The sequence below is a fragment of the Croceibacterium sp. TMG7-5b_MA50 genome (assembly GCF_039830145.1).
In the GTDB taxonomy this organism is placed as follows: domain Bacteria; phylum Pseudomonadota; class Alphaproteobacteria; order Sphingomonadales; family Sphingomonadaceae; genus Croceibacterium.
The window spans coordinates 887,960-907,093 of record NZ_CP156082.1 but is presented as its reverse complement, the minus strand read 5'-3'; the positions used below and the strand labels follow the sequence as shown (position 1 = coordinate 907,093).

The following is a 19,134-nucleotide window of genomic DNA, read 5'->3' as shown; positions in this document are numbered from 1 at the left end:
GGGCGATTCCATGCCGGGTGAGAGGGAGCGAGGATGACCGAAACGCTGGACCCGGTGCTGCCTGAAGACATCGCGCAGGCTGTGGAGCGGGTGCTGGACGCCGCCCACGATCAGGAACTGATGCTCGCCACGGCGGAGAGCTGCACCGGCGGGCTGCTCGCCGCATTGCTGACCGACGTGCCGGGCCGCAGCCACGTGTTCGAACGTGGGCTGGTGGTCTATGCCAGTCAGGCCAAGTGCGACCTGCTGGCGATCGAGCGCAAGCGGGTGGACAGTTGTGGCGCGGTCAGCCGCCAGATCGCCATCGACATGGCGGAAGGGGCGCTGAAATCATCCCGCGCCGACATCGCCCTTTCCATCACCGGCTATGCCGGTCCGCCAGGCAAGGATGAGGATGGCGAGGAAGGGCTTGTCCATTTCGGCTGCGCCCGCAAGAACGGGGTGACCCTGCACCGGGAGGAACATTTCGGTGCCATCGGGCGCGACGGGGTGCGCATTGCCGCGCTGCGCACCGCGCTCAACCTGTTCGAGGAGGCCCTGAGCCAGTGAGCGCGGATCACCCATTCTACGATCGCCACAGTCACGGCTTCGTCCGCGTGGGGACCAGCACCCCGGCAGTCCGGACCGCCGACGTGGCGTTCAACCGCGACGCCATCCTGGCGGAGGCGCGGCGGGCGCATGACAGCGCGGTGGACCTGCTGGTGTTTCCGGAACTGTCGCTCTCCTCCTACCAGTTGGACGACCTGGTGATGCAGGACGCGCTGCTCGACATGGTGGAGCAGGCGGTCGACACCATTGTGGCGGAGAGCGCGGGGCTGTCGCCGGTGCTGCTGGTCGGGGCGCCGCTGAGGCATCGCGGGCGGCTGTACAATTGCGCGCTGGCCATTGCCGACGGACGCCTGCTGGGCGTCGTGCCCAAGAGCTACCTGCCCAATTACCGCGAGTTCTACGAGAAGCGCTGGTATGCGCATGGCCGCGATATCCGCGGCGGCATGACCATCCGGGTCGGCGCGGCGGTGGTGCCGTTCGGCTGCGACCTGCTGTTCGCGAGCGAGCGCCTGCCGGGCTTCGTCCTCCACGCCGAGATCTGCGAGGATGTGTGGGCGCCGATCCCGCCCAGCAGCTATGGCGCGCTGGCGGGCGCCACCATCTGCGCCAACCTGTCGGCCAGCAATATCGTGATCGGCAAGGCGGATGAGCGCCATCTGCTGTGCCGCGCGCAATCCAGCCGCACCGCCTGCGCCTATGTCTACTCGGCAGCCGGCCATGGGGAGAGCACCACCGACCTCGCCTGGGACGGCCAGGGGATGATCTACGAGTTGGGCGACCTGCTGGGGGAGAGTGCCCGGTTCGAGCGCGAGCCCGAGCTGTGCATCGCCGATGTCGATACGCAGCGCATCCTGGGTGACCGGCTGCGGTTGCAGACCTTCAACGACAATGCGGAGGAGGCCGGCCGGCCGGAGGATCACTTCATCACCATCCGGTTCGACCACGCGCCGCGGGCGACCGCGATGGACGCCGCGCTGATCCGTCCGGTGCGCCGCTTCCCCTTCGTGCCCAATCGCGCCGGCAAGCTGGACGACGACTGCTTCGAGGCGTTCAACATCCAGGTCGACGGGTTGATGCGTCGGTTCGAATCGACCCGCGGCGACAGCATGGTGATCGGCGTGTCGGGCGGGCTCGATTCGACCCACGCGCTGATCGTGGCCGCCAAGGTCTGCGACCGGCTCGGCCTGCCGCGCACCACCATCCGCGGGTACACCATGCCCGGCTTCGGCACCTCCGCCGGCACAAAGTCGAATGCGTGGAAGCTGATGGAGGCGGTGGGCATCGTGGCGGAGGAGATCGACATCCGCCCCGCCGCGGAACGGATGCTGGCCGATATCGGCCATCCCTATTCGCGCGGGGAGAAGGTGTACGATGTGACCTTCGAGAATGTGCAGGCGGGTCTGCGCACCGATTACCTGTTCCGCCTGGCCGGGCAGCATCGCGGCTTCGTGATCGGCACCGGTGACCTCAGCGAACTGGCGCTGGGCTGGTGTACCTACGGCGTGGGCGATCAGATGAGCCACTATGCCGTGAATGCCGGGGTGCCCAAGACGCTGATCCAGTACCTGATCCGCTGGGCCGCGCGCACCGACCAGTTCGATCCCGCGACCGACGCCGTGCTGGAGGCGATCCTGGCTCAGGAGATCAGCCCGGAACTGATCCCGCAAGGGGAGGACGAGGAGCTACAGAGCACGGAGGGCACCGTCGGCCCGTATGAGCTGAACGATTTCTTCCTGCATCACATCATGCGCTTCGGTCAGCGTCCGTCCAAGGTGGCGTTCCTGGCGTGGCATGCGTGGCGCGATGCTTCCGCCGGTATCTGGCCGGCCGCCTTCCCGGAAACCGGCCGCAACCAGTACGACCTCGCCACCATCCGGCACTGGCTGGAGAAGTTCCTGCATCGCTTCTTCGCCACCAGCCAGTTCAAGCGCAGCGCCATTCCGAACGGGCCCAAGGTCAGTTCAGGCGGGGCGCTGAGCCCGCGTGGCGACTGGCGCGCTCCCTCCGACGCGAGTGCTGCGGTGTGGCTGGCGGAGCTGGAGGCTGGGCTGCCGCCGGGGTGATGCGCCACTTACCTGCGAATAAGTTGCAATTACTTGCTTGACGCCTACCGCAGGGTGTTACAGGTTGTCTGCAATTCAGTTGCAATAGCGGAGGCGCAGGATGGAACTGCTGTTCAGCCATCACCTGTCTGGCGGGTGCTCGCAATGGCGCGAAGAAGCCGGCGGCGCGCTGGCGGAGGCTCGCCCACCCTGCGCCGTGCTGGCCCGCGCGCTGCGCGACAATGCCGCGCACCCCGTCGCATCGTCACACGGGCGCTGCTGACATGTACGAATTCGTCGATCGCCCGCTCGCCCGGCAGGAGCGCGGCATCCAGTTGTTCGTCTGGTCCATGCGGCAATGGGCAGCGGCGGCCAAGGACGGGCGCTGCGTCTGCCGCCTGATCGGCTCCGCCTTCCGCTCCGCCGAGGTGCAGCCGGGGACCGATGCCCTGTTTTACGGTATGCGGGTGCTCTGCCAGCATGGCCGTACGCCCATGCGCTTCGGCGCGGTGCAGCGGGCCAGCATCACGGAGGATGAGGCGATCCTGACCTCCGCCCTGCTCGCCGCGAGTGACGGCCGCAGCCATGTGGTGCAGTCGACTTGCGACGCCCTGGTCACGGAGGCAGCCGCACCCGTGCTCGCCGCCTGCCTGCAGGCGCTGGCCAAGGCTTTTGGCGATGCGCGTCTGGCGCTGGTCGCGCAGGAGGGCTGATCCATGCTGTACAGCTATATCGACCGGCCGGTGATCGCGCTTGAACGCGGGCCGCAATTGCTGGTCTGGGCGATGCGCCGCTGGGTGCGCGATGCAGCCGATGGCGGCGATCCCTGCCGGGAGATCGCCGCTGCCTTCCACGCCCATCGGCTCGCCTCCGTACTGCCGCATTTCCAGCTGGCGATGACGCTGCTTACCACCGCCATGCGCGAACCGCTGCTGCTGGGCGACGAGTCCGTGGCGGAGCATGAGGCGCTGGTGCTGGCTCTCATCCGCACCCTGCCGTGCGGTTCGCTGGTGCAGGCGGGCGACATAGCGGGGCAGATCGTGCATGCCGGGGCGGCCCCTGCGCTCGCCGATGCCTTGCGCCAGCTTGCTTTGCGTCTATTTGCGCGTGATCTGCTGTGCGCGGACCAGGCCGGCCGCGCCAGCGCGCGGCCCCCTGGCCGCGAAGGCGCGAACGATACGGGGAATGCATGAACGATCTGGTTAGCAATGGCACCGTGCTGGAGCCCACCGCCGCGCTCAGCGTGGAGGAGGTGACCTGGGTCAAGCACTGGAACGACGGTCTGTTCAGCTTCCGACTGACGCGCGACGCCAGCTTCCGCTTCCGCAGCGGCGAGTTCGTGATGATCGGCCTGCCATCCGATAAGAAGCCGCTGCTGCGCGCCTATTCGGTCGCCAGCGCCTCCTATGACGAGGAGCTGGAGTTCCTGTCCATCGCCGTGCAGGACGGTCCGCTGACCAGCCGGCTGCAGCATATCCAGCCCGGCGACCAGATCTATGTCGGCAAGAAGCCGACCGGCACGCTCGTCACCGACGCACTGAAGCCGGGCAAGCGCCTCTTCATGCTGTCCACCGGCACCGGCCTCGCCCCGTTCATGAGCCTGGCCCGCGACCCCGACGTGTACGACATGTTCGAGGAGATCGTGGTGGTCCACTCCGTGCGCACCGTGGCCGACCTCGCCTATCGCGAATTCCTGGAAAGCAAGCTCGCCGGCGATCCCCTGGTGGAGGAAGAGGCCGCGCGCCAGTTCCACTACGTTCCCACCGTCACGCGGGAGGAGTTCCACACCACCGGCCGCATCGATGCGCTGATCGATGACGGCACGCTGTTCCGCGGCCTCTCTGGCGAGGCGACCTTCGACCCCGCGACCGACCGCATCATGCTGTGCGGGTCGATGGCGATGATCAAGGATCTCGCGGCCAAGCTGGAGACTTTCGGCCTGGTCGAAGGCGCCAACAACAATCCCGGCGATTACGTGATCGAGCGGGCCTTTGTCGGCTGAACGGCGTCGGCTGAACGGCCTCGGCTGAACAACGCCGGCTGATATGAAAAGGGGAGCCGATTGGCTCCCCTTCCCGTCTGCGATCAGATCTCGCTTTCGAGCCAGCCCTTCAGCTGGCTCTTGGGCGCGGCTCCCAGCTTCTGGGCCACCGCCTCGCCGTTCTTGAACAGCACCATCAGCGGGATCGACTGCACGCCCATGCGGCCGGCGACCTCCGGATTGGCCATGATATCGACCTTGGCGATGGTCACGCGGCCGTCCAGTTCGTCGCTGATCTCTTCCAGCGCGGGCGCGATCATCTTGCACGGACCGCACCAGTCGGCCCAGAAATCCACCAGCACCGGCACGTCCGCATCAAGGACATCGGACTGGAAACTAGCATCGGTGACGGTCTTGGTGGCCATGTAAAGTTGCTCCTGAAACGGATTGTTGCGGGATATGTAGGCTACCTGCCGGATCGGGCAAGCCGATGTTACGGCAAGCTTTCCTTCGCCCGCGCAAATGGCCCAAGCGGGTACAGCACCGGCACCTGCGTATACAGCACCGCCGCCTCCACCTGCCGGCCGGGATAGATGCGTTCCAGCGCCGCGACATAGGCGGCCATCTGCCGCCGCGTCGCGGCGGGGATCGCCTCCGCGCTGGCAGGCGGGCGGCGCGCGGTCTTGAAGTCGGCGACCAGGATACGGCCGGGCGTCACCAGCAACCGGTCCGCGGTGCCGGCGATCACCTGCCCGTCGACGGTCGCCGCCAGGGGCACCTCCGCCAGCGCGCCGGGACCGAACAGGTCCGCCCAGGCCGGTTCGCCCACAACGCTGAGGGTCACCGTCAGCATCTCCGCCCGGACATCTTCCGGCAGGTCGCCGGCGTGGCGAAGCAGCCAGTTGGCCCCCAGTTCCATGCGCCGTTCCGGCGCGACGGCGGGCAGACGTTCCAGCAGGCGGTGGATCAGCGTGCCGCGCCGCGCGGCCAGGCTGGGTGCGCCGGGCGCCAGCGGCGGGTCGGAGCCTTCCTCGCTGCCCGCGGCGGAGGGCGCGAGCGGGCGTGGCGGGCGGGGTTCCTCGCCTACCGCGCGCACGGCCCATTGCGGGGGCACGAACGGGATCGGCAGTTCGGCCTGCCGGCGCAGCAGGCTGCGCGGTGCCTCCGGCGGGTCGCCCCAATCGCGCCGCCCGCCCCATACCGGGTCGTCGATCTCCGCGCCCCAGATCAGCGGCGACAGGCGCGCATACCAGCTATCCTCCGCCGGTTCGGTCTCCCGCTTGCCTAGGGCACCGCCGATGAACAAAGCCTCCTCCGCCCGCGTCATCGCGACGTAGAGCAGGCGCCAGTGCTCCTCCCGCTCCTCGGCTCGCGCGGCTGCCTCCGCCTCGGCGATGCGGCCGACCTTCAGTTCCCTGGGTGGATCGGGCAGCGGGATCGTGCGTGTGGTGCCACCGGGCACCCGTTCGGGCAGGATCAGGTCGCGCATGGGGCTGGCATCGGGATTGCCCGTGGCATCGGCCAGGATCACGATCGGCGCCTGCAGCCCCTTGGAGCCATGGACGGTCATCACCCGCACCAGCCCGCCGGCCCCGGCCTGCTCCCGCTTCAGTTCGCCTTCCCCCGCATCGAACCAGCGCAGGAAGGCGGTGAGCCCCGGCACCTGCGTCGCGGAGAAGGCCATGGCGGCGTTCAGCAGCTCGTCGATCGGATCGTTCGCCTCCTGCCCCAGCCGTGCCACCAAGCGGGCGCGACCCTGCCAGGGGCCGACGAGCAGCCAGTGCAGCAATGCCTGCGGCGGTTCAAAGTCGGCCCGCGCCAGCAGCGCATCCAGCTGGACCCGCAAAGCCAGGACGTCCGGATGATCGGACCGGCGCAGATGGTCCCACAGCGCCGCCTTGCTGTCCCCGCGCCAGCCATGCTGCAGCAATTGGTCCTGCGACCACCCGATCAGCGGGCTGACCAGCAGGCAGGCGAGGCTGAGATCGTCCAGCGGCTGCGCGGCGAAGCGCAACGCGGCCAGCAGGTCCTTCACCGCCAGCGGCGCGCCCAGCCGCAAGCGGTCCACGCCCGCGACCGGCACGCCGGCCGCATGCAGGCGGGCGACGATCAGCCCGGCAAGTTCCCGGCGCTTCCTGACGAGCACCATGAAGTCGCCCGCATCGGCCATGCGCGGCTTGCCCTTCACCAGCGGATAGGTGCCGATCATGCCCTTGATCTGCGCGGCGATCCGGTCGGCCATGCGGCGTTCGGGGGCCGACAGCCAGCCTTCGCCCCCCTCGCCTTCCTCGTCCGGCTCGTCCTCCTCACCGGGTTGCGCGGTGACCGGCCGCCACAGCGTGACCATGCCGGCCCGCTCGTCCCCCACATGCGGCGTGGTCGGGCGGTCCAGCCCCATGCTTTCGTGCCCGATCAGGCCAATGGCGGCATCCACGAAATCCAGCACCGGCTGCGCCGTGCGGTATGACCGGCCGAGCCCCAGTTCCACCAGTTCGCGTGCGTCGATCCGTTCCGGCAGCAGGCGGACATTGTCCACCCGGTCCAGCATCGCCTGGGCGAAGCGCCCCTTCGCCTCGCGGAAATTTTCCGGGCTGGTGCCCTGGAAGCGGAAGATCGCCTGCTTGTAGTCGCCGACGACGAAGATCGTGCGCAGCTTGTTATCGTGCTGACCCTGGCCGGCGAAGAAATCCTCCGTCAGCGCACCGATGATCGACCACTGGCTGGCATTGGTATCCTGCGCCTCGTCCACCAGGATGTGATCGAACCGGCGATCCAGCTTGTAGCGGATCCAGTCGCCCATGCCCGGCACCGTCAGCAATTGCGCGGCGCGGCGGATCAGGTCGTCGAACTCGATCAGCCCCTCGCGCACCTTGGCCGCATCCCAGGCCAGCGCGAAGCGGCGGCCCAGTGACAGGGCGGGGGTGAGCATTTCTACGAGCTGCAGCAGCGCGGCTCGCTCGCGCACCCGGCCGATGCTTTCCAGCACACGGGCGGCCATACCCTCGTAATTGCCGTCCAGCTTTTCCAGCGATTTCAGCGATCGGGGCTTGCCGTCTTTCGTGAACAGCGCGGCTGCCAGCGCCTCGAACGTCTCGGCCCGCAGGGCATCGGCGGTGCCTTGCCATTGCACGATCGCCTCCGCGCATTTCAGGCCGCTCGCGGTGCCCCAGCTGCGGTTCACCTCAAGGCAGCGTTGCAAGGCGGCGCAGTCGAACAGTCCGTCGGCGCACAGTTCGACCAGGCTTTCCGGCCCGGCGCCAGCGGGCAGGCCGACCGCCTGCTCTACCTGCGGGCGTAAGGGCTCCTGCCAGGCGCCCGCTCCCCACCACAGGTCACGCGCGGCGGCGCAGCGCATCAGCCAGCCGCGCGCCTTGTCCGGACCCAGCCGTAGGGAAAGCGCCTCCAACGCCTCGATCGGCTCCCGCTCGCCCGTCGCCTGCCAGTCCGCCAGCAGGTCCGCCAGCACCTGCCGGCCCAAGAGGTCACGGTCGCGGTCCTCCATCGGCTGCGTGCCGGGGGCCATCTCCGCCTCTTCGGGGAAGGCGCCGAGCAACCATTGGGAGAAGGCGTGGATGGTGTCGATGCGCAGGCCGCCGCCGGGGCAGTCCAGCACCGCCGCGAAGCGCGTGCGGGCGCGCTCGCGCGTGGCGGGATCGGTGGGTGCGCCGATCGCCTCCAGATCGATGAACAGCAGCGTCTCCTCCAGGCGCACCCAGCGGGCGAGCACGGCATTGACCCGCTCCGCCATCTCGGCCGCACCCGCCTTGGTGAAGGTCAGGCACAGGATCTGGTCGGGCGATACGTCGCCCTGGAGCAGCAGGCGCAGCACGCGGGCGGACAGGACCTGCGTCTTGCCGGTGCCGGCGCTGGCGCTCAGCCAGACGCTGTCCGCCGGATTGACCGCGCGCGCCTGTTCGCCCTTCAGCGGGTGGACCCGGCCGCTCACAGCTCGCCCATCCATTCGTCCAATCGCATCAACTGGTCATAGGTCGCGTAACCCGGCGCATCGGGGTTGAGGCGGGCGGTGAACGGCTCGTCACCCAGGATCCAGCGGTCGAGCGCATCGTGCAGGTACCGCTCCGCTTCTGGAAGGAAGTCGTCAGGCGGGATGCCGCTGCGCTTGGCCCCGACCAGCAGCGGCGTGATGACGGCGCCGAACCCCGTCTCGCTGGTGCGCGACTTGGCGAGCGTCCAATACTCGAAAGCGGTCGGCTCGCCCTCGACCTCCGGAAAGCCGCCGGCCCGCGCCATCAGGCCGAGCGTGCCGAGCTGCAGGGCATAGCCGGCCTCGACCTCCCTGCCCGTCGGCGTGCGGCCGGTCTTGTAGTCGATGACGGCGAGTTCGCCGCCGGGCAGCCGGTCGATCCGGTCGACCTTGCCGAAGATGGCAACGCCGCGCACCTCCATCTCGCCCCATTCCTCGAACAGGGCCGGCTCCCGCTCCGGATGACGGGCGATCTCCGCCGCCGCCCAGGTCAGCCCCTGCAGCAGCCGCGGACGCCACAGGGCCAGCATCAGCGGGTGCTGCCCCAGCCTGGCCAGCTCCTCTTCCGCCACCTCGGCCAACGGCCGGCCGGACCGATGCCACGCCTCCAGAATGGCGTGCGCCGCCGTGCCCCGCCACGCCGCGTCGGGTTCCGCATCCAGCGGCTGCAATTCCTTCAGCCGCAGGATGGACGAGGCGTAGAACTGGTAAGGGTCGGACCGCAGCCGATCGAGCGCTGTCACGCTGATCCGCACCTGCCGCTGTTCGGCCGTCGGCACCGGCCGGGGGCGTGGATGCGCCGGGTCGTAGCCGCTGGTGTCCAGCTTGCGCGCGAGGTCCGGAATGCGCGTTTCCGTATGGCGCGGCAGCAGGTCCTCCCCCAGCAGGGCCTGCACCCGCAGCCAGAACCGGCTGGCGATGGCCGGGCCACCCACGTCCCGCTCCGCCCGGCTCAGCACCACTTCCGGCGCGCCCAGCGCCCCTGCAAGGTCATGCGCCGCGAGGCCGATGCGGAAATCGGCGCCCGGCACGCCCAACGCGCGCAGCACGGCGGGGGCGAGCAGCGGATCGGTCGCGGGTGTCGCCGGCCACACGCCTTCGTTCAGCCCGCCGCAGATGACGAGATCGGCGCGGCCCATGCGCGATTCCAGCAGCCCGTAGATGCTGACCCGCGGATGCCCGCCATAAGGGGGTCGCACCGCGACCCGCTCCATCGCCTCGCGCAGGGCTGCCGGCAGTTCCGCCGGGTCGAGCATCGTGCCGACCGCACGGGAATGGAGCCGCAGGTCCTCCACGAAACCGGCCAGTGCGCGGCCATCCTCGCGCGCCCACAGCGCTTCCCCCGCCAGTTCCTCGCCCGCGGTCACCAGCCGGTCCATGAGGTCGGCCAGCGGTGCGCCGGCGCCCTCCACCAGCGGCGCCAGGATCGGGACGATCCGCGCCCACCATTCACCCAGCGGCCCGTCGCCGGCCACGGCCCCGATCGCATCCAGCCCCGGCGCCCGGCGCGGCCCGCGCAGCAGCAGGTCCAGCCGCCGCACCCGTTCGAGCCAGCGGGCGCGGGTCGCGGGGTCCCCCGCCTGCACCAGCGGATGCTGCAACAGGCCGACCAGCGGCACCGGCGCGGCGCCTTGCGCCCCTGTCTCCGCCAACAGCAGGAACAGTCGGCCTGCTGCGGTCTGCGGCAGAGGGACGCCGGCGGAATCGTCCGCCTGTATGCTCCAGCGGCGCAGGTGATGCGCCACCCTGCCCGCCAGCCCGCGATCGGGCGTGACGACCGACACGCGCCGGGTGGGCACCTCCAGCGCCTCCCGCACCAGCAGCGCGATCGCCTGCGCCTCCTCCTCCGGATTGGCGCTGGTCATCAGACGCACGCCCGCCATCCGGCGCTTTTCGGGCGGCAGGTCGATCCAGCTGCGGCTGGCCGATGGCGGCAGGAACAGGCTGCTCAGCGCCTGGCTGCGTGACGGAGGCGCGGCACCGAGCCCAGCGCGGTGCCATGGCTGCACCTCCTCCCGCGCGACGCCCATTCGGTTCAGCAGCAACTTCAGGTGATATTGCGGATGCGTCACCGCGTCACCCCGGGCCAGCGGCGGCACCGCGTCAGGGGCACCAGCATAGCCCAGCTCGTCCCAGACATGGGTGGGCAGCGCCAGATCGAAGTCGGGCAGCACCACGCCGCCCTGCGGCAATTCACTGACTACCCGCAGCAACCGCGCGAGCGCGGGCGCCGCGCTGGTGACGCCCGCGGCGATGACCGGGGTGGCCGGCGGATCGTTGCGCCACACCTGCGCGGCATGACGGAACAGCAGATTGCGCCGGGCAGCGGCATCGACCTCCCCCCGTTCCTCCAGCTCGTGCCGCCAGCGCGCCTGCAACCGCGCGAACAGCGCCAGGCTGTCGCGCCAGTGACCGGCCAGCTCGCCCAGCGTGTCGAGCACCAGGTCGCCCAGCAGTTCATCCGGCGCGATCTCCTCCGTCAGCAGGCGGTCCATCGTCCGCGCGGTCTCATGCGCCAGCCGCAGCCGCGCGGCACCGGGCAGGCCCGGCCGCTCCAGCGCGATCAGTTCGGCAAGCCGCAGCCAGCGCCGGGTTGGCTCCACCGCCGGCGGGATCGCTGCGCCCGCATCCAAGGGATCGAGCAGCGGCCCCAGTGCCTCGTCCAGATCAAGGTCGCCGACCACCACCATGCGCGGCAGCAGCAGGCCTGCCCGCGCGCTGCCGCTCTCCCCGAAATGGCGGATGAATGCCTCCGTCACCGTGCGGATCGCGCGGGTGCTGGGCAGCAGCAGAGTGAGGCGGACCAGCCCCAGCTCCGCATCGGCGTAACGCGGCACCAGCCCGGCGACCAGCGCATCGGCAAAGCCGCGATGCGCGGCGATGGCGTGAACGCGTGGTGCGATGCGGGCCGGCAGAACCGCCATTGGCCGGATCAGCCCTGCGCCAAAACCGCCTCGGTCGGCGCGATCGCCTGCGGCGTGCCGACCTCGAACCATTCGCCGGTGAAGGTGGTGCCGAACAGCCGCCCCTGCTCCATCGCGCGGCTCCACAGCTGGTTGGTGGAAAACGGCCCTTCCGGCGCGTCGTCCAGCAGCCGCTTGGCCACCAATTGCACGCCGGTGTAGATGAAGGGCGCCACACGGCCGGTCCGCCGCCGGGTCAGCCGCCCCAGAGCATCCATGTGGAAGTCGCCCTTGCCGCTGAAATTGTGCGCCCGCGCATGGCCGACGACCAGCAGGAGCGCATCCATCCGCTTGGGGTCCCACGCCTGCGACAGGTCGTGGAACGCATCATTGGGCCCGTCCAGCCACAGATTGTCGCTGTTCATGCAGAAGAACGGATCGGGCAGCAGGCCCGCCGCCTTGACCATTCCGCCGCCGGTTTCCAGCAATTGCGCCCGCTCGTCGGAGATGGTGATCTCGGGCGCGCTGCGCAGCTTCAGGTGCGCCTCGATGGCGTCGGCGAGATAATGCACGTTGATCACCGCGCGGGCGACGCCGGCCTCCACCAGCCGGTCCAGCGCATGGTCGAGCATGGGCTTGCCGGCGATGCGGATCATCGGCTTGGGCTGGCTGACGGTCAACGGCCGCATCCGCTTGCCCAGACCGGCGGCCATGACCATGCAGGTGTCGGAGGCCAGCGCTTGCACCGGGCGGCTCATTGCAGTTCCCCGCCTTGCGTATCGCGGATCTCCTGCGGCACGTTGGCCGCGAACCACGCGGCGACCGGCGCCAGCGCCGGATGCTGCAAGTCCCGCTCCAGCGCGTCCCATACACGCGGGATGAAGGCGAGGTACCGCGCCTTGCCGTCGCGCTTCCACAACCGGGCGAAGATGCCCACAATCTTGGCGTTACGCTGCGCGCCCAGCCGGGCGTAATCGGCGCGGAAGTCGTCGCCGGCTCCAGTCGCGGCGCAATACCGGTCCAGCATGGCGCTCTCCAGCTCGACCGGAACATCGCGCCGCGCGTCCTGCAGCAGCGAAACCAGGTCGTAGGCCCGGTGGCCGACCAGCGCGTCCTGGAAGTCGATCACGCCCTGCGCGCCGCCATCGGGCCCGGCGGGGTCAAGCAGCATGATGTTTTCCGCATGGTAGTCGCGCAGAACGGTGACGGGATCGGTCTGGCGCGGCAGCAGCGGGTGCAGCACCGCGTCCCACGCCGTACGCCAGCCATCCTCGTCCACCGACAGGCCCATCGCGGGGCAGTACCATTCGGTGAACAGCCCCGCTTCCCGCTGGTACACGGCCATGTCGTACGGCGCGAACGGACCGGCGGGCTGCGCGTGCAGCGCCACCAGTGCGTCGATCGCCGCGGCATAGACGGCCTGTTCGTGCCCGCCATGGTCATCCAGCCAGTCGCGCATGCGGGCGTCGCCGAAATCCTCCAGCAGCACCAATCCCTGATCCGGCCGCGCGGCCAGGATGCGCGGGGCCCGCATGCCATGCTCCGCCAGCCAGCCGGCGACATGCAGGAACGGGCGCGGATCCTCCTGCGGAGGCGGCGCGTCCATCAGCATGGCGGTGCTGCCATCCGCGGCGCGCAGCCGGAAATAGCGGCGGAAGCTGGCGTCACCGACAAGCGGTTCCACCACCGCGCCGGTCCAGCCGGCCTCCGCCAGGAAGTCGTCGAGCCCATGAGGCAGAAGGTCGTTCATGGGCAGCGGCCATGCCAATCCGCGCCGGGTTCGACAATCGCCCTTCTGCCCTCCCCCACGCTTTCGATGTGGATTGCCAGACATGCCGGCTCGTGCGTGAAGCCGCCGGCATGGTCGGGCCATTCGGCGATCAGCGCCGCGCCCGCGCGGTAATCATCGAGACCCAGCTCCGCCGCCTCGTCCGGATGACGCAGGCGATAGAAGTCGGCGTGGACCAGCGGCAGCCGCACCGCCGGGGGATCGTAGGTTTCCACGATGGTGAAGGTGGGCGACGGTACCTCCCCCGCATGGCCGGCGGCGGCGATGATCGCGCGTGCCAGCGTGGTCTTGCCGGCGCCCAGCCCGCCGGTCAGCGCGACCACGTCGCCGGGTTGCAGCACGGCGGCGATGCGGGCGCCCAGCAAGGCGGTCGCGCCCTCGTCCGGCAGGTCGATGGTGCGCTTCACGGCAGGGTGATCGCCGCGATGGTGCCGCGCACGCCATCTGACCGCAGTCGCAACTTGCCGTCCTGCGCTTCCACCAGCGTGCGGGCACGGGCGAGTACCCGGCCGGCCTCGCTGCGCGGTGGGGCGCTGCCCAGCGCCTCCTCCAGCACGGTGGGCGCGATGGCGATGCCATCATGCGCGAGCACGATCCGTTCCGGCTTGCGCGGGCCGGCCAGCGTCACCTGGATGCGGCCGCCCGGTCGGCAATCGGCGATCGCACGGCCCAGCAGGATTTGCAGCGCCTCTCCCAACTGCGCCGGGTCCGCCTGCACCTCGCCCGCGCCGCGATCGCCGCGCAGGTCGAGCATCAGGTTCCCGGCGGAGATCGCCGCTTCCTGCGCGCGGACGGCCGCCGTCACGAAGGGCAGCAGATCGACCGTCTCCCGCGCGCCGGGTACGACCGGAACCGCCGCCTGCTGCAATGCCTGATCGGCACGCTCCACCAGGTCGGCCCGTTCGCGCAGCACATCCTCGCGCAGCTTCTGCCCGGTGATGTCGAGCGTGGTCAGCATGCCGTTGCCATCGGGCAGCGGCACCCCGGCGAAGGCGAGCGTGCGCCCGTCCGCCAGCAGGACTTGCCCCGCCCGCATGCGCCGGTCCAGCGTGGCGGCGCGCACCACGTCGCCGATGGCGGCGGACTGCGCCGGGCGCGCCAGCCGCGTGGCGATGGCCTGCAGCACCGCCTCGAACCGTGGGGGCGCGGAACCCGCTTCCTCGTGCAGCAGGTCTTCGGGCAGATCCCACAACAGCCCGAAACGGCGGTTCCACAATTGCAGCCGCCCGTCGGGCGCGACGACGGCGACCGCTTCGAACAGGTTGTCGACCATGGCGGTCCGCACCCGCAGCAGGGTGTCGCGGGTGGCGAGTACCGCGAGCTGGTCCGACCGGTCCTCCGCCACCAGCACCAGCCCGCCATCGGGCAGCGGCACGCCCAGGACGCGCAGGTGCATGCCGCCCTTCACGGTCCAGTCGGCGCGCACGGGCGCATCCGCCTGGAACCAGCTTGCCAGTTCGCGCCGGAAAGCGGGGAAGTCGCGGCTTTCGGGCAGGCGCCCGCCATCGCGCAGCCGGTCGAGCAGGCGATCGAATGCCAGCCCCTCGGCCGCATCCGGCGGCAGGGCGAAGATGCGGACGAACGGCTCGTTCACGAAATCCAGGCGGCGGTCGGCGGAAAACTGCGCGACCGCCAGCGGCAGGTGATCCAGCAGGGCGCGCTGGGCGGCGCGGAATGCCGCAAGCTCCCGCGCGAGCGCCTCACGCTCCTCCACGTCGATGGCATAGCCGGCGACCTGACCGGTATCGGGCACCGGCAGGTCGGTGACGCGCAGCGCGCGGCGCTCCCCTGCGATCGTCGCCTGCACCCTGCGGGTGAGCGGGGCGCCCTTCTCCAGCGCGCGGGCGGCGGCAGCGCGCGGGGTCATGCCGTCGACGGGCTCGACCAGTTCCAGATTGCGGGTGAGGACGTCATCCACATCCACCGCCCCGACGGCGGAGACATAGGGCTGGTTGGCGAAGCGCAGCGATCCGTCGGTACCCCGCACCCACATGGGCAAGGGCGCGTGTTCGACCAGACCCGCAAGCGCGGCGAAGTCGGCACTCGTCTGCGCGGCCTGGGACCGGGCGGCGGCAAGCTCGGCATGGCTGTCCGACATGTCGAAGAACCACAGCAGCGCCGTGCTGGCCGGTGCGATCGCCGGGTCGGCCAGCTGGCCGCGAACCGCCAGGCTGCGGCCCGAACGGGTCGGCACCACGGTTGCGAACGGAGCGGCGCTGCGCTGAGTGCGGCGTACTTCCTCCGCCAGTGTCTCGACATCGGCGCTGGTGAGCCCTGCCGGGCCACGGTCCAGTTCTGTCAGGTAAGCCGGCAGCGCATCATGGCCGAGCAGCGCGGCGAGGCGCTCCGGCCCTTCGATCCGCCCGTCCGATCGCACCAGCAGCGGCAGCGCCGGTGCGGTGTCGATCATGCGGGTCAGGCGCCGGACATTGCCCCGCGCCCCCCGTGCCTGCCGCGCCCGCCCATGCGCCCCGAGCGCGATCCACGCCGCCCCCACGCTCCAGGCGGAGAGCAGCAGGCCGAGCATGACCAGCGCGAACGACGACAATTGCATCGGCCGCCAGCGCTATGGGCGCAGGCGGCGCGATGCAAGGGCAGGCTGCATGCTCAGTAGCGGTAGTGATCCGACTTGAAGGGACCGTTCACCGGCACGCCGATGTAATCGGCCTGCTTCTGGCTGAGCTTCGTCAGCGTCACGCCCAGCTTGTCGAGGTGCAGCGCGGCGACCTTCTCGTCGAGGTGCTTGGGCAGGACATATACGTCGTTCTTGTACTGCTCCGCCTTGGTGAAAAGCTCGATCTGCGCCAGCACCTGGTTGGTGAAGGAGCAGCTCATCACGAAGCTGGGGTGGCCGGTGGCGCAGCCCAGGTTCACCAGCCGGCCCTTGGCCAGCACGATGATCTTCTTGCCGTCGGGGAACGTCACGATGTCCGTGCCCGGCTTCACTTCCTGCCAGTCGTAATTGTCGAGCGCGCTGATCTGAATCTCGGAATCGAAGTGGCCGATGTTGCACACGATGCTCATGGGCTTCATCGCCTTCATGTGCTCGGCGGTGATGACGTCCTCGTTGCCGGTGGTGGTGACGAAGATGTCGCAGCGCTTCACCGCCTCCTCCATCGTCACGACCTCGTAGCCTTCCATCGCCGCCTGCAGGGCGCAGATCGGGTCGATTTCCGTCACCATCACGCGCGCACCGCCATTGCGGAGCGAATCGGCGCTGCCCTTGCCGACGTCGCCAAAGCCCGCGACGCAGGCGACCTTGCCGGCCAGCATCACGTCGGTCGCGCGGCGGATCGCGTCGACCAGCGATTCCTTGCAACCATACAGATTGTCGAACTTCGACTTGGTGACCGAATCGTTCACGTTGATCGCCGGGAACGGCAGGCGACCCTGCTTGGCCAGCGAATACAGGCGGTGGACGCCGGTGGTCGTCTCCTCGCTGACGCCCTTGATCGCCTGCACCGTGCGGGTCAGATAGCCCGGCTTCGCCTTGAGGAACGCGTTCAGCGCGCGGACGAACTCGATCTCCTCCGCATTGGACGGCTCGAACAGGGTCTCGCCTGCCTCGACCCGTGCGCCCCACAGGGCGAACATGGTGGCATCGCCGCCATCGTCCAGGATCAGGTTGCAGGTGAGGTCCTCGTCACCCTCGCTCGACCAGTCGAAGATGCGGCCGACATAGTCCCAGTATTCCGCCAGACTCTCGCCCTTTATGGCGAAGACCGGCGTCCCACCCGCGGCGATGGCGGCGGCGGCGTGATCCTGCGTCGAATAGATGTTGCAGGTGGCCCAGCGCACATCGGCGCCCAGCGCCACCAGCGTCTCGATCAGCACGGCGGTCTGGATCGTCATGTGCAGGCTGCCGGTGATGCGCGCACCCTTCAGCGGCTGCTGCGCGCCATATTCCTCGCGCACGGCCATCAGGCCGGGCATCTCGGTCTCGGCAATGGCGATCTCCGCCCGGCCGTAATCGGCCAGGGCGATGTCCTTGATGACGTAATCTGCTTCACGCGCAATGGTGGCCACGTGGATAATCTCCATGCTGGTTGGCTGGGGGCGCTGCCGGGGCTCCACGCGGCGCCGATGATGCGAGCGCCCTTAGCCGCAAGCGGCGCGCCACGCAAACCGCCGGTTGCGCGGGCGGCGACGCGGCTTATCTGTGCGCCCGTTCCATTCAACAGGAGTACTTGCACCATGACCATTGCCAAGGGCGACCGCCTGCCCGACGTGAAGCTGACCAAGGTCACGCCCGACGGGCCGGACGCGGTGCAGAGCGGCGAGTATTTCGCCGGGCGCAAGGTCGCGCTGTTCTCCGTCCCCGGCGCCTACACGCCCACCTGTTCCGCCCGGCACCTGCCCGGCTTCGTGGAAAAGGCGGCCGAGCTGAAGGCGAAGGGCGTGGACGAAATCGCCTGCACCGCCGTCAACGACGCCTTCGTGATGGGCGCGTGGAATGAATCCGCCGGATCGCCCGACATCACCATGCTGGCCGACGGCAATGGCGAGTTCGCCGAGGCATTGGGCCTAACCATGGATGGGAGCGGCTTCGGCCTTGGCAAGCGCGGGCAGCGCTTCTCCATGATCGTGGACGACGGCGTCGTAACGGAGCTGAATGTGGAGCAGCCGGGCGACTTCCAGGTGAGCAGCGCGGAATACATGCTCAGCCAGCTCTGACCTTTACTGCGAATCATCAACTCCGGAACGGCGGTCCGGCCCGGCGCGTCAGTGTGCCGAACAAACCGTTTCGGAGTTGAACCATGTCTTTCCTGGACAAGATCGTCGCTGCCGTAACCCCGCCCGAGAGTGACGAGCAGCGCGCGCAGGCCCACCGGGACGCGCAGGATCTGGCCGCATCCAACCCCTGGCTGGATCGCGCCCTGCGCCACCACGAGCAGATCTGCGCAGCGTTCGAACGGGCGCGTCATGCCACCAACGAGGCCGACGCCCGCACCGCGGTCAGGCAGCTGGCCAATGTGCTGATCGCACACTCCGTGGCGGAGGAAGTGGTGCTGTACCCTGTCCTGGCGATGGAGGGGCACAAGGGCCACGCCACCCTGGCTTACGAAGAACAGCAGCTCGCCAAGGTGCAGATGGCAGAACTGGAGCGCCTGACCCCGCTCAGCGCTGATTGGCGGGAGAAGCTGGAACATATCCGCGGCGCGGTGCTGCACCACATCTATGAAGAAGAAAGCCAGTGGTTTCCCGAGATCGCCCGGGAGGTGGACGAGAATACACGGGTGATGCTGGATCAGCGCTTCGCGGAAGAATACAACCGCTACATGGGCAAGGCTGACGCCTGAGCGTATCGAACACCTGACCTGAGCAGGGTACCGGAGCCAACCGGGGCCTTGCTTGCCCGGCGCGCGACGGTCGCGCCACGGTCAGCACGGCTATCGCGTTGAGCCGGGATCGGATCAGGGCCATGATAGGGCATGGCCTTCGTCAGCATCACCCGGCTCCGCATCCGCTCCTTACGGTTCATGCCGGTCTTCGCCCTGGATACGCTCAGGACGCTGCGGCAGACACGTCACGCGGCGGGATTTATCGGAGGATCGCTGCTCGACGACCGCAAGCTGACATTCTGGACGATGACGCTGTGGCACGATCAGGCGAGCATGAAGCGGTACATGACCAGCGGTGCGCACCTGAAGGCCATGCCGAAGCTGCTGGGCTGGTGCGACGAGGCGAGCGTGGTCCACTGGACGCAGGCCGACGGGATCGCGCCCGACTGGCGCGAAGCGGACCGCCGGATGAGAGGCGAAGGGCGCCCTTCCAAGGTCCGGCATCCTTCGGCCGATCATCAGAGCCTGGCGTATGCTGTGCCGCGGGTGAGCGGCGCTGTGCCGATCAGGCCGCTGGGCGTTCAGCCCTAGAGGCGTTGCGCC

Annotated in this window: 17 protein-coding genes; 9 read left to right on the top strand and 8 right to left on the bottom strand. The window is 69.3% G+C overall.

Annotation, left to right across the window (positions count from 1 at the left end; genetic code table 11):
• The first annotated feature begins 33 nt into the window (after window positions 1–33).
• The 6 genes from V5740_RS04500 to V5740_RS04475 all read left to right on the top strand — a co-directional run bounded on the left by V5740_RS04500 (window position 34) and on the right by V5740_RS04475 (window position 4,593).
• Window positions 34–549 carry a CinA family protein gene (locus tag V5740_RS04500; RefSeq protein ID WP_347303886.1) on the top strand — a complete coding sequence of 172 codons (516 nt, stop codon included), beginning with the start codon at window positions 34–36 and terminating at the stop codon, window positions 547–549.
• Window positions 546–2,612, top strand: a complete 2,067-nt coding sequence (locus V5740_RS04495; protein WP_347303885.1) for an NAD(+) synthase — start codon at window positions 546–548, stop codon at window positions 2,610–2,612. Before V5740_RS04500 ends, V5740_RS04495 begins: the two co-directional genes overlap by 4 nt.
• A 100-nt stretch (window positions 2,613–2,712) precedes the next feature.
• A complete protein-coding gene (locus V5740_RS04490) occupies window positions 2,713–2,874 on the top strand; it encodes a hypothetical protein (RefSeq protein ID WP_347303884.1) in 162 nt (53 codons plus the stop codon).
• Window position 2,875: 1 nt separating this feature from the next.
• On the top strand, window positions 2,876–3,304 hold the full coding sequence (locus V5740_RS04485; RefSeq protein WP_347303883.1) for a hypothetical protein: 429 nt from the start codon (window positions 2,876–2,878) through the stop codon (window positions 3,302–3,304).
• 3 nt (window positions 3,305–3,307) lie between these two features.
• Complete coding sequence (locus tag V5740_RS04480; RefSeq protein WP_347303882.1) at window positions 3,308–3,784, top strand: hypothetical protein; 477 nt, start codon at window positions 3,308–3,310, stop codon at window positions 3,782–3,784.
• Window positions 3,781–4,593: a ferredoxin--NADP reductase gene (locus V5740_RS04475; protein WP_347303881.1), complete on the top strand. Its 813-nt coding sequence runs from the start codon at window positions 3,781–3,783 to the stop codon at window positions 4,591–4,593. Before V5740_RS04480 ends, V5740_RS04475 begins: the two co-directional genes overlap by 4 nt.
• 83 nt (window positions 4,594–4,676) lie before the next feature.
• On the opposite strand, the gene trxA is transcribed toward V5740_RS04475, so the two are convergent.
• The 8 genes from trxA to ahcY all read right to left on the bottom strand — a co-directional run bounded on the left by trxA (window position 4,677) and on the right by ahcY (window position 17,290).
• A complete protein-coding gene (gene trxA / locus V5740_RS04470) occupies window positions 4,677–4,997 on the bottom strand; it encodes a thioredoxin (protein ID WP_347303880.1) in 321 nt (106 codons plus the stop codon).
• Between the two features lie 68 nt (window positions 4,998–5,065).
• Window positions 5,066–8,518 (bottom strand): double-strand break repair helicase AddA, encoded by a 3,453-nt coding sequence (gene addA / locus V5740_RS04465; protein WP_347303879.1) that lies wholly within the window; start codon window positions 8,516–8,518, stop codon window positions 5,066–5,068.
• A complete protein-coding gene (addB, locus tag V5740_RS04460; RefSeq protein WP_347303878.1) occupies window positions 8,515–11,481 on the bottom strand; it encodes a double-strand break repair protein AddB in 2,967 nt (988 codons plus the stop codon). The genes addA and addB overlap by 4 nt, the downstream gene beginning before the upstream one ends.
• Window positions 11,482–11,489: 8 nt before the next feature.
• Window positions 11,490–12,218, bottom strand: coding sequence for a nucleotidyltransferase family protein (locus tag V5740_RS04455; protein WP_347303877.1), 729 nt, complete (start codon window positions 12,216–12,218; stop codon window positions 11,490–11,492).
• Window positions 12,215–13,210, bottom strand: a complete 996-nt coding sequence (locus tag V5740_RS04450; protein WP_347303876.1) for a phosphotransferase — start codon at window positions 13,208–13,210, stop codon at window positions 12,215–12,217. Before V5740_RS04450 ends, V5740_RS04455 begins: the two co-directional genes overlap by 4 nt.
• On the bottom strand, window positions 13,207–13,656 hold the full coding sequence (gene tsaE, locus V5740_RS04445; RefSeq protein WP_347303875.1) for a tRNA (adenosine(37)-N6)-threonylcarbamoyltransferase complex ATPase subunit type 1 TsaE: 450 nt from the start codon (window positions 13,654–13,656) through the stop codon (window positions 13,207–13,209). The genes V5740_RS04450 and tsaE overlap by 4 nt, the downstream gene beginning before the upstream one ends.
• On the bottom strand, window positions 13,653–15,803 hold the full coding sequence (locus V5740_RS04440) for a PAS-domain containing protein (RefSeq protein ID WP_347303874.1): 2,151 nt from the start codon (window positions 15,801–15,803) through the stop codon (window positions 13,653–13,655). Before V5740_RS04440 ends, tsaE begins: the two co-directional genes overlap by 4 nt.
• A gap of 53 nt (window positions 15,804–15,856) precedes the next feature.
• Entirely contained in the window at window positions 15,857–17,290 is a 1,434-nt protein-coding gene (ahcY, locus tag V5740_RS04435; protein WP_347303873.1) for an adenosylhomocysteinase, read from the bottom strand.
• A 153-nt stretch (window positions 17,291–17,443) separates the two neighbouring features.
• Here ahcY and V5740_RS04430 point away from each other — a divergent pair, with 153 nt between their 5' ends.
• The 3 genes from V5740_RS04430 (at window position 17,444) to V5740_RS04420 (ending at window position 19,122) form a co-directional block, all read left to right on the top strand.
• On the top strand, window positions 17,444–17,923 hold the full coding sequence (locus V5740_RS04430) for a peroxiredoxin (RefSeq protein WP_347303872.1): 480 nt from the start codon (window positions 17,444–17,446) through the stop codon (window positions 17,921–17,923).
• An 83-nt stretch (window positions 17,924–18,006) separates the two neighbouring features.
• Window positions 18,007–18,549, top strand: coding sequence for a hemerythrin domain-containing protein (locus tag V5740_RS04425; protein ID WP_347303871.1), 543 nt, complete (start codon window positions 18,007–18,009; stop codon window positions 18,547–18,549).
• Between the two features lie 132 nt (window positions 18,550–18,681).
• Window positions 18,682–19,122 carry a DUF3291 domain-containing protein gene (locus V5740_RS04420; protein WP_347303870.1) on the top strand — a complete coding sequence of 147 codons (441 nt, stop codon included), beginning with the start codon at window positions 18,682–18,684 and terminating at the stop codon, window positions 19,120–19,122.
• Window positions 19,123–19,134 lie beyond the last annotated feature (12 nt).

Excerpts from the sequence above, each read along its gene's own strand:
- V5740_RS04500 (WP_347303886.1), top strand. The coding sequence starts at position 34 with ATGACCGAAACGCTGGACCCGGTGCTGCCTGAAGACATCGCGCAGGCT.
- V5740_RS04420 (WP_347303870.1), top strand. The coding sequence starts at position 18,682 with ATGGCCTTCGTCAGCATCACCCGGCTCCGCATCCGCTCCTTACGGTTC.
- V5740_RS04475 (WP_347303881.1), top strand. The coding sequence starts at position 3,781 with ATGAACGATCTGGTTAGCAATGGCACCGTGCTGGAGCCCACCGCCGCG.
- V5740_RS04425 (WP_347303871.1), top strand. The coding sequence starts at position 18,007 with ATGTCTTTCCTGGACAAGATCGTCGCTGCCGTAACCCCGCCCGAGAGT.
- V5740_RS04480 (WP_347303882.1), top strand. The coding sequence starts at position 3,308 with ATGCTGTACAGCTATATCGACCGGCCGGTGATCGCGCTTGAACGCGGG.
- V5740_RS04450 (WP_347303876.1), bottom strand. The coding sequence starts at position 13,210 with ATGAACGACCTTCTGCCTCATGGGCTCGACGACTTCCTGGCGGAGGCC.
- V5740_RS04490 (WP_347303884.1), top strand. The coding sequence starts at position 2,713 with ATGGAACTGCTGTTCAGCCATCACCTGTCTGGCGGGTGCTCGCAATGG.
- V5740_RS04455 (WP_347303877.1), bottom strand. The coding sequence starts at position 12,218 with ATGAGCCGCCCGGTGCAAGCGCTGGCCTCCGACACCTGCATGGTCATG.
- V5740_RS04430 (WP_347303872.1), top strand. The coding sequence starts at position 17,444 with ATGACCATTGCCAAGGGCGACCGCCTGCCCGACGTGAAGCTGACCAAG.
- ahcY (WP_347303873.1), bottom strand. The coding sequence starts at position 17,290 with ATGGAGATTATCCACGTGGCCACCATTGCGCGTGAAGCAGATTACGTC.
- addB (WP_347303878.1), bottom strand. The coding sequence starts at position 11,481 with ATGGCGGTTCTGCCGGCCCGCATCGCACCACGCGTTCACGCCATCGCC.
- trxA (WP_347303880.1), bottom strand. The coding sequence starts at position 4,997 with ATGGCCACCAAGACCGTCACCGATGCTAGTTTCCAGTCCGATGTCCTT.
- V5740_RS04440 (WP_347303874.1), bottom strand. The coding sequence starts at position 15,803 with ATGCAATTGTCGTCGTTCGCGCTGGTCATGCTCGGCCTGCTGCTCTCC.
- V5740_RS04485 (WP_347303883.1), top strand. The coding sequence starts at position 2,876 with ATGTACGAATTCGTCGATCGCCCGCTCGCCCGGCAGGAGCGCGGCATC.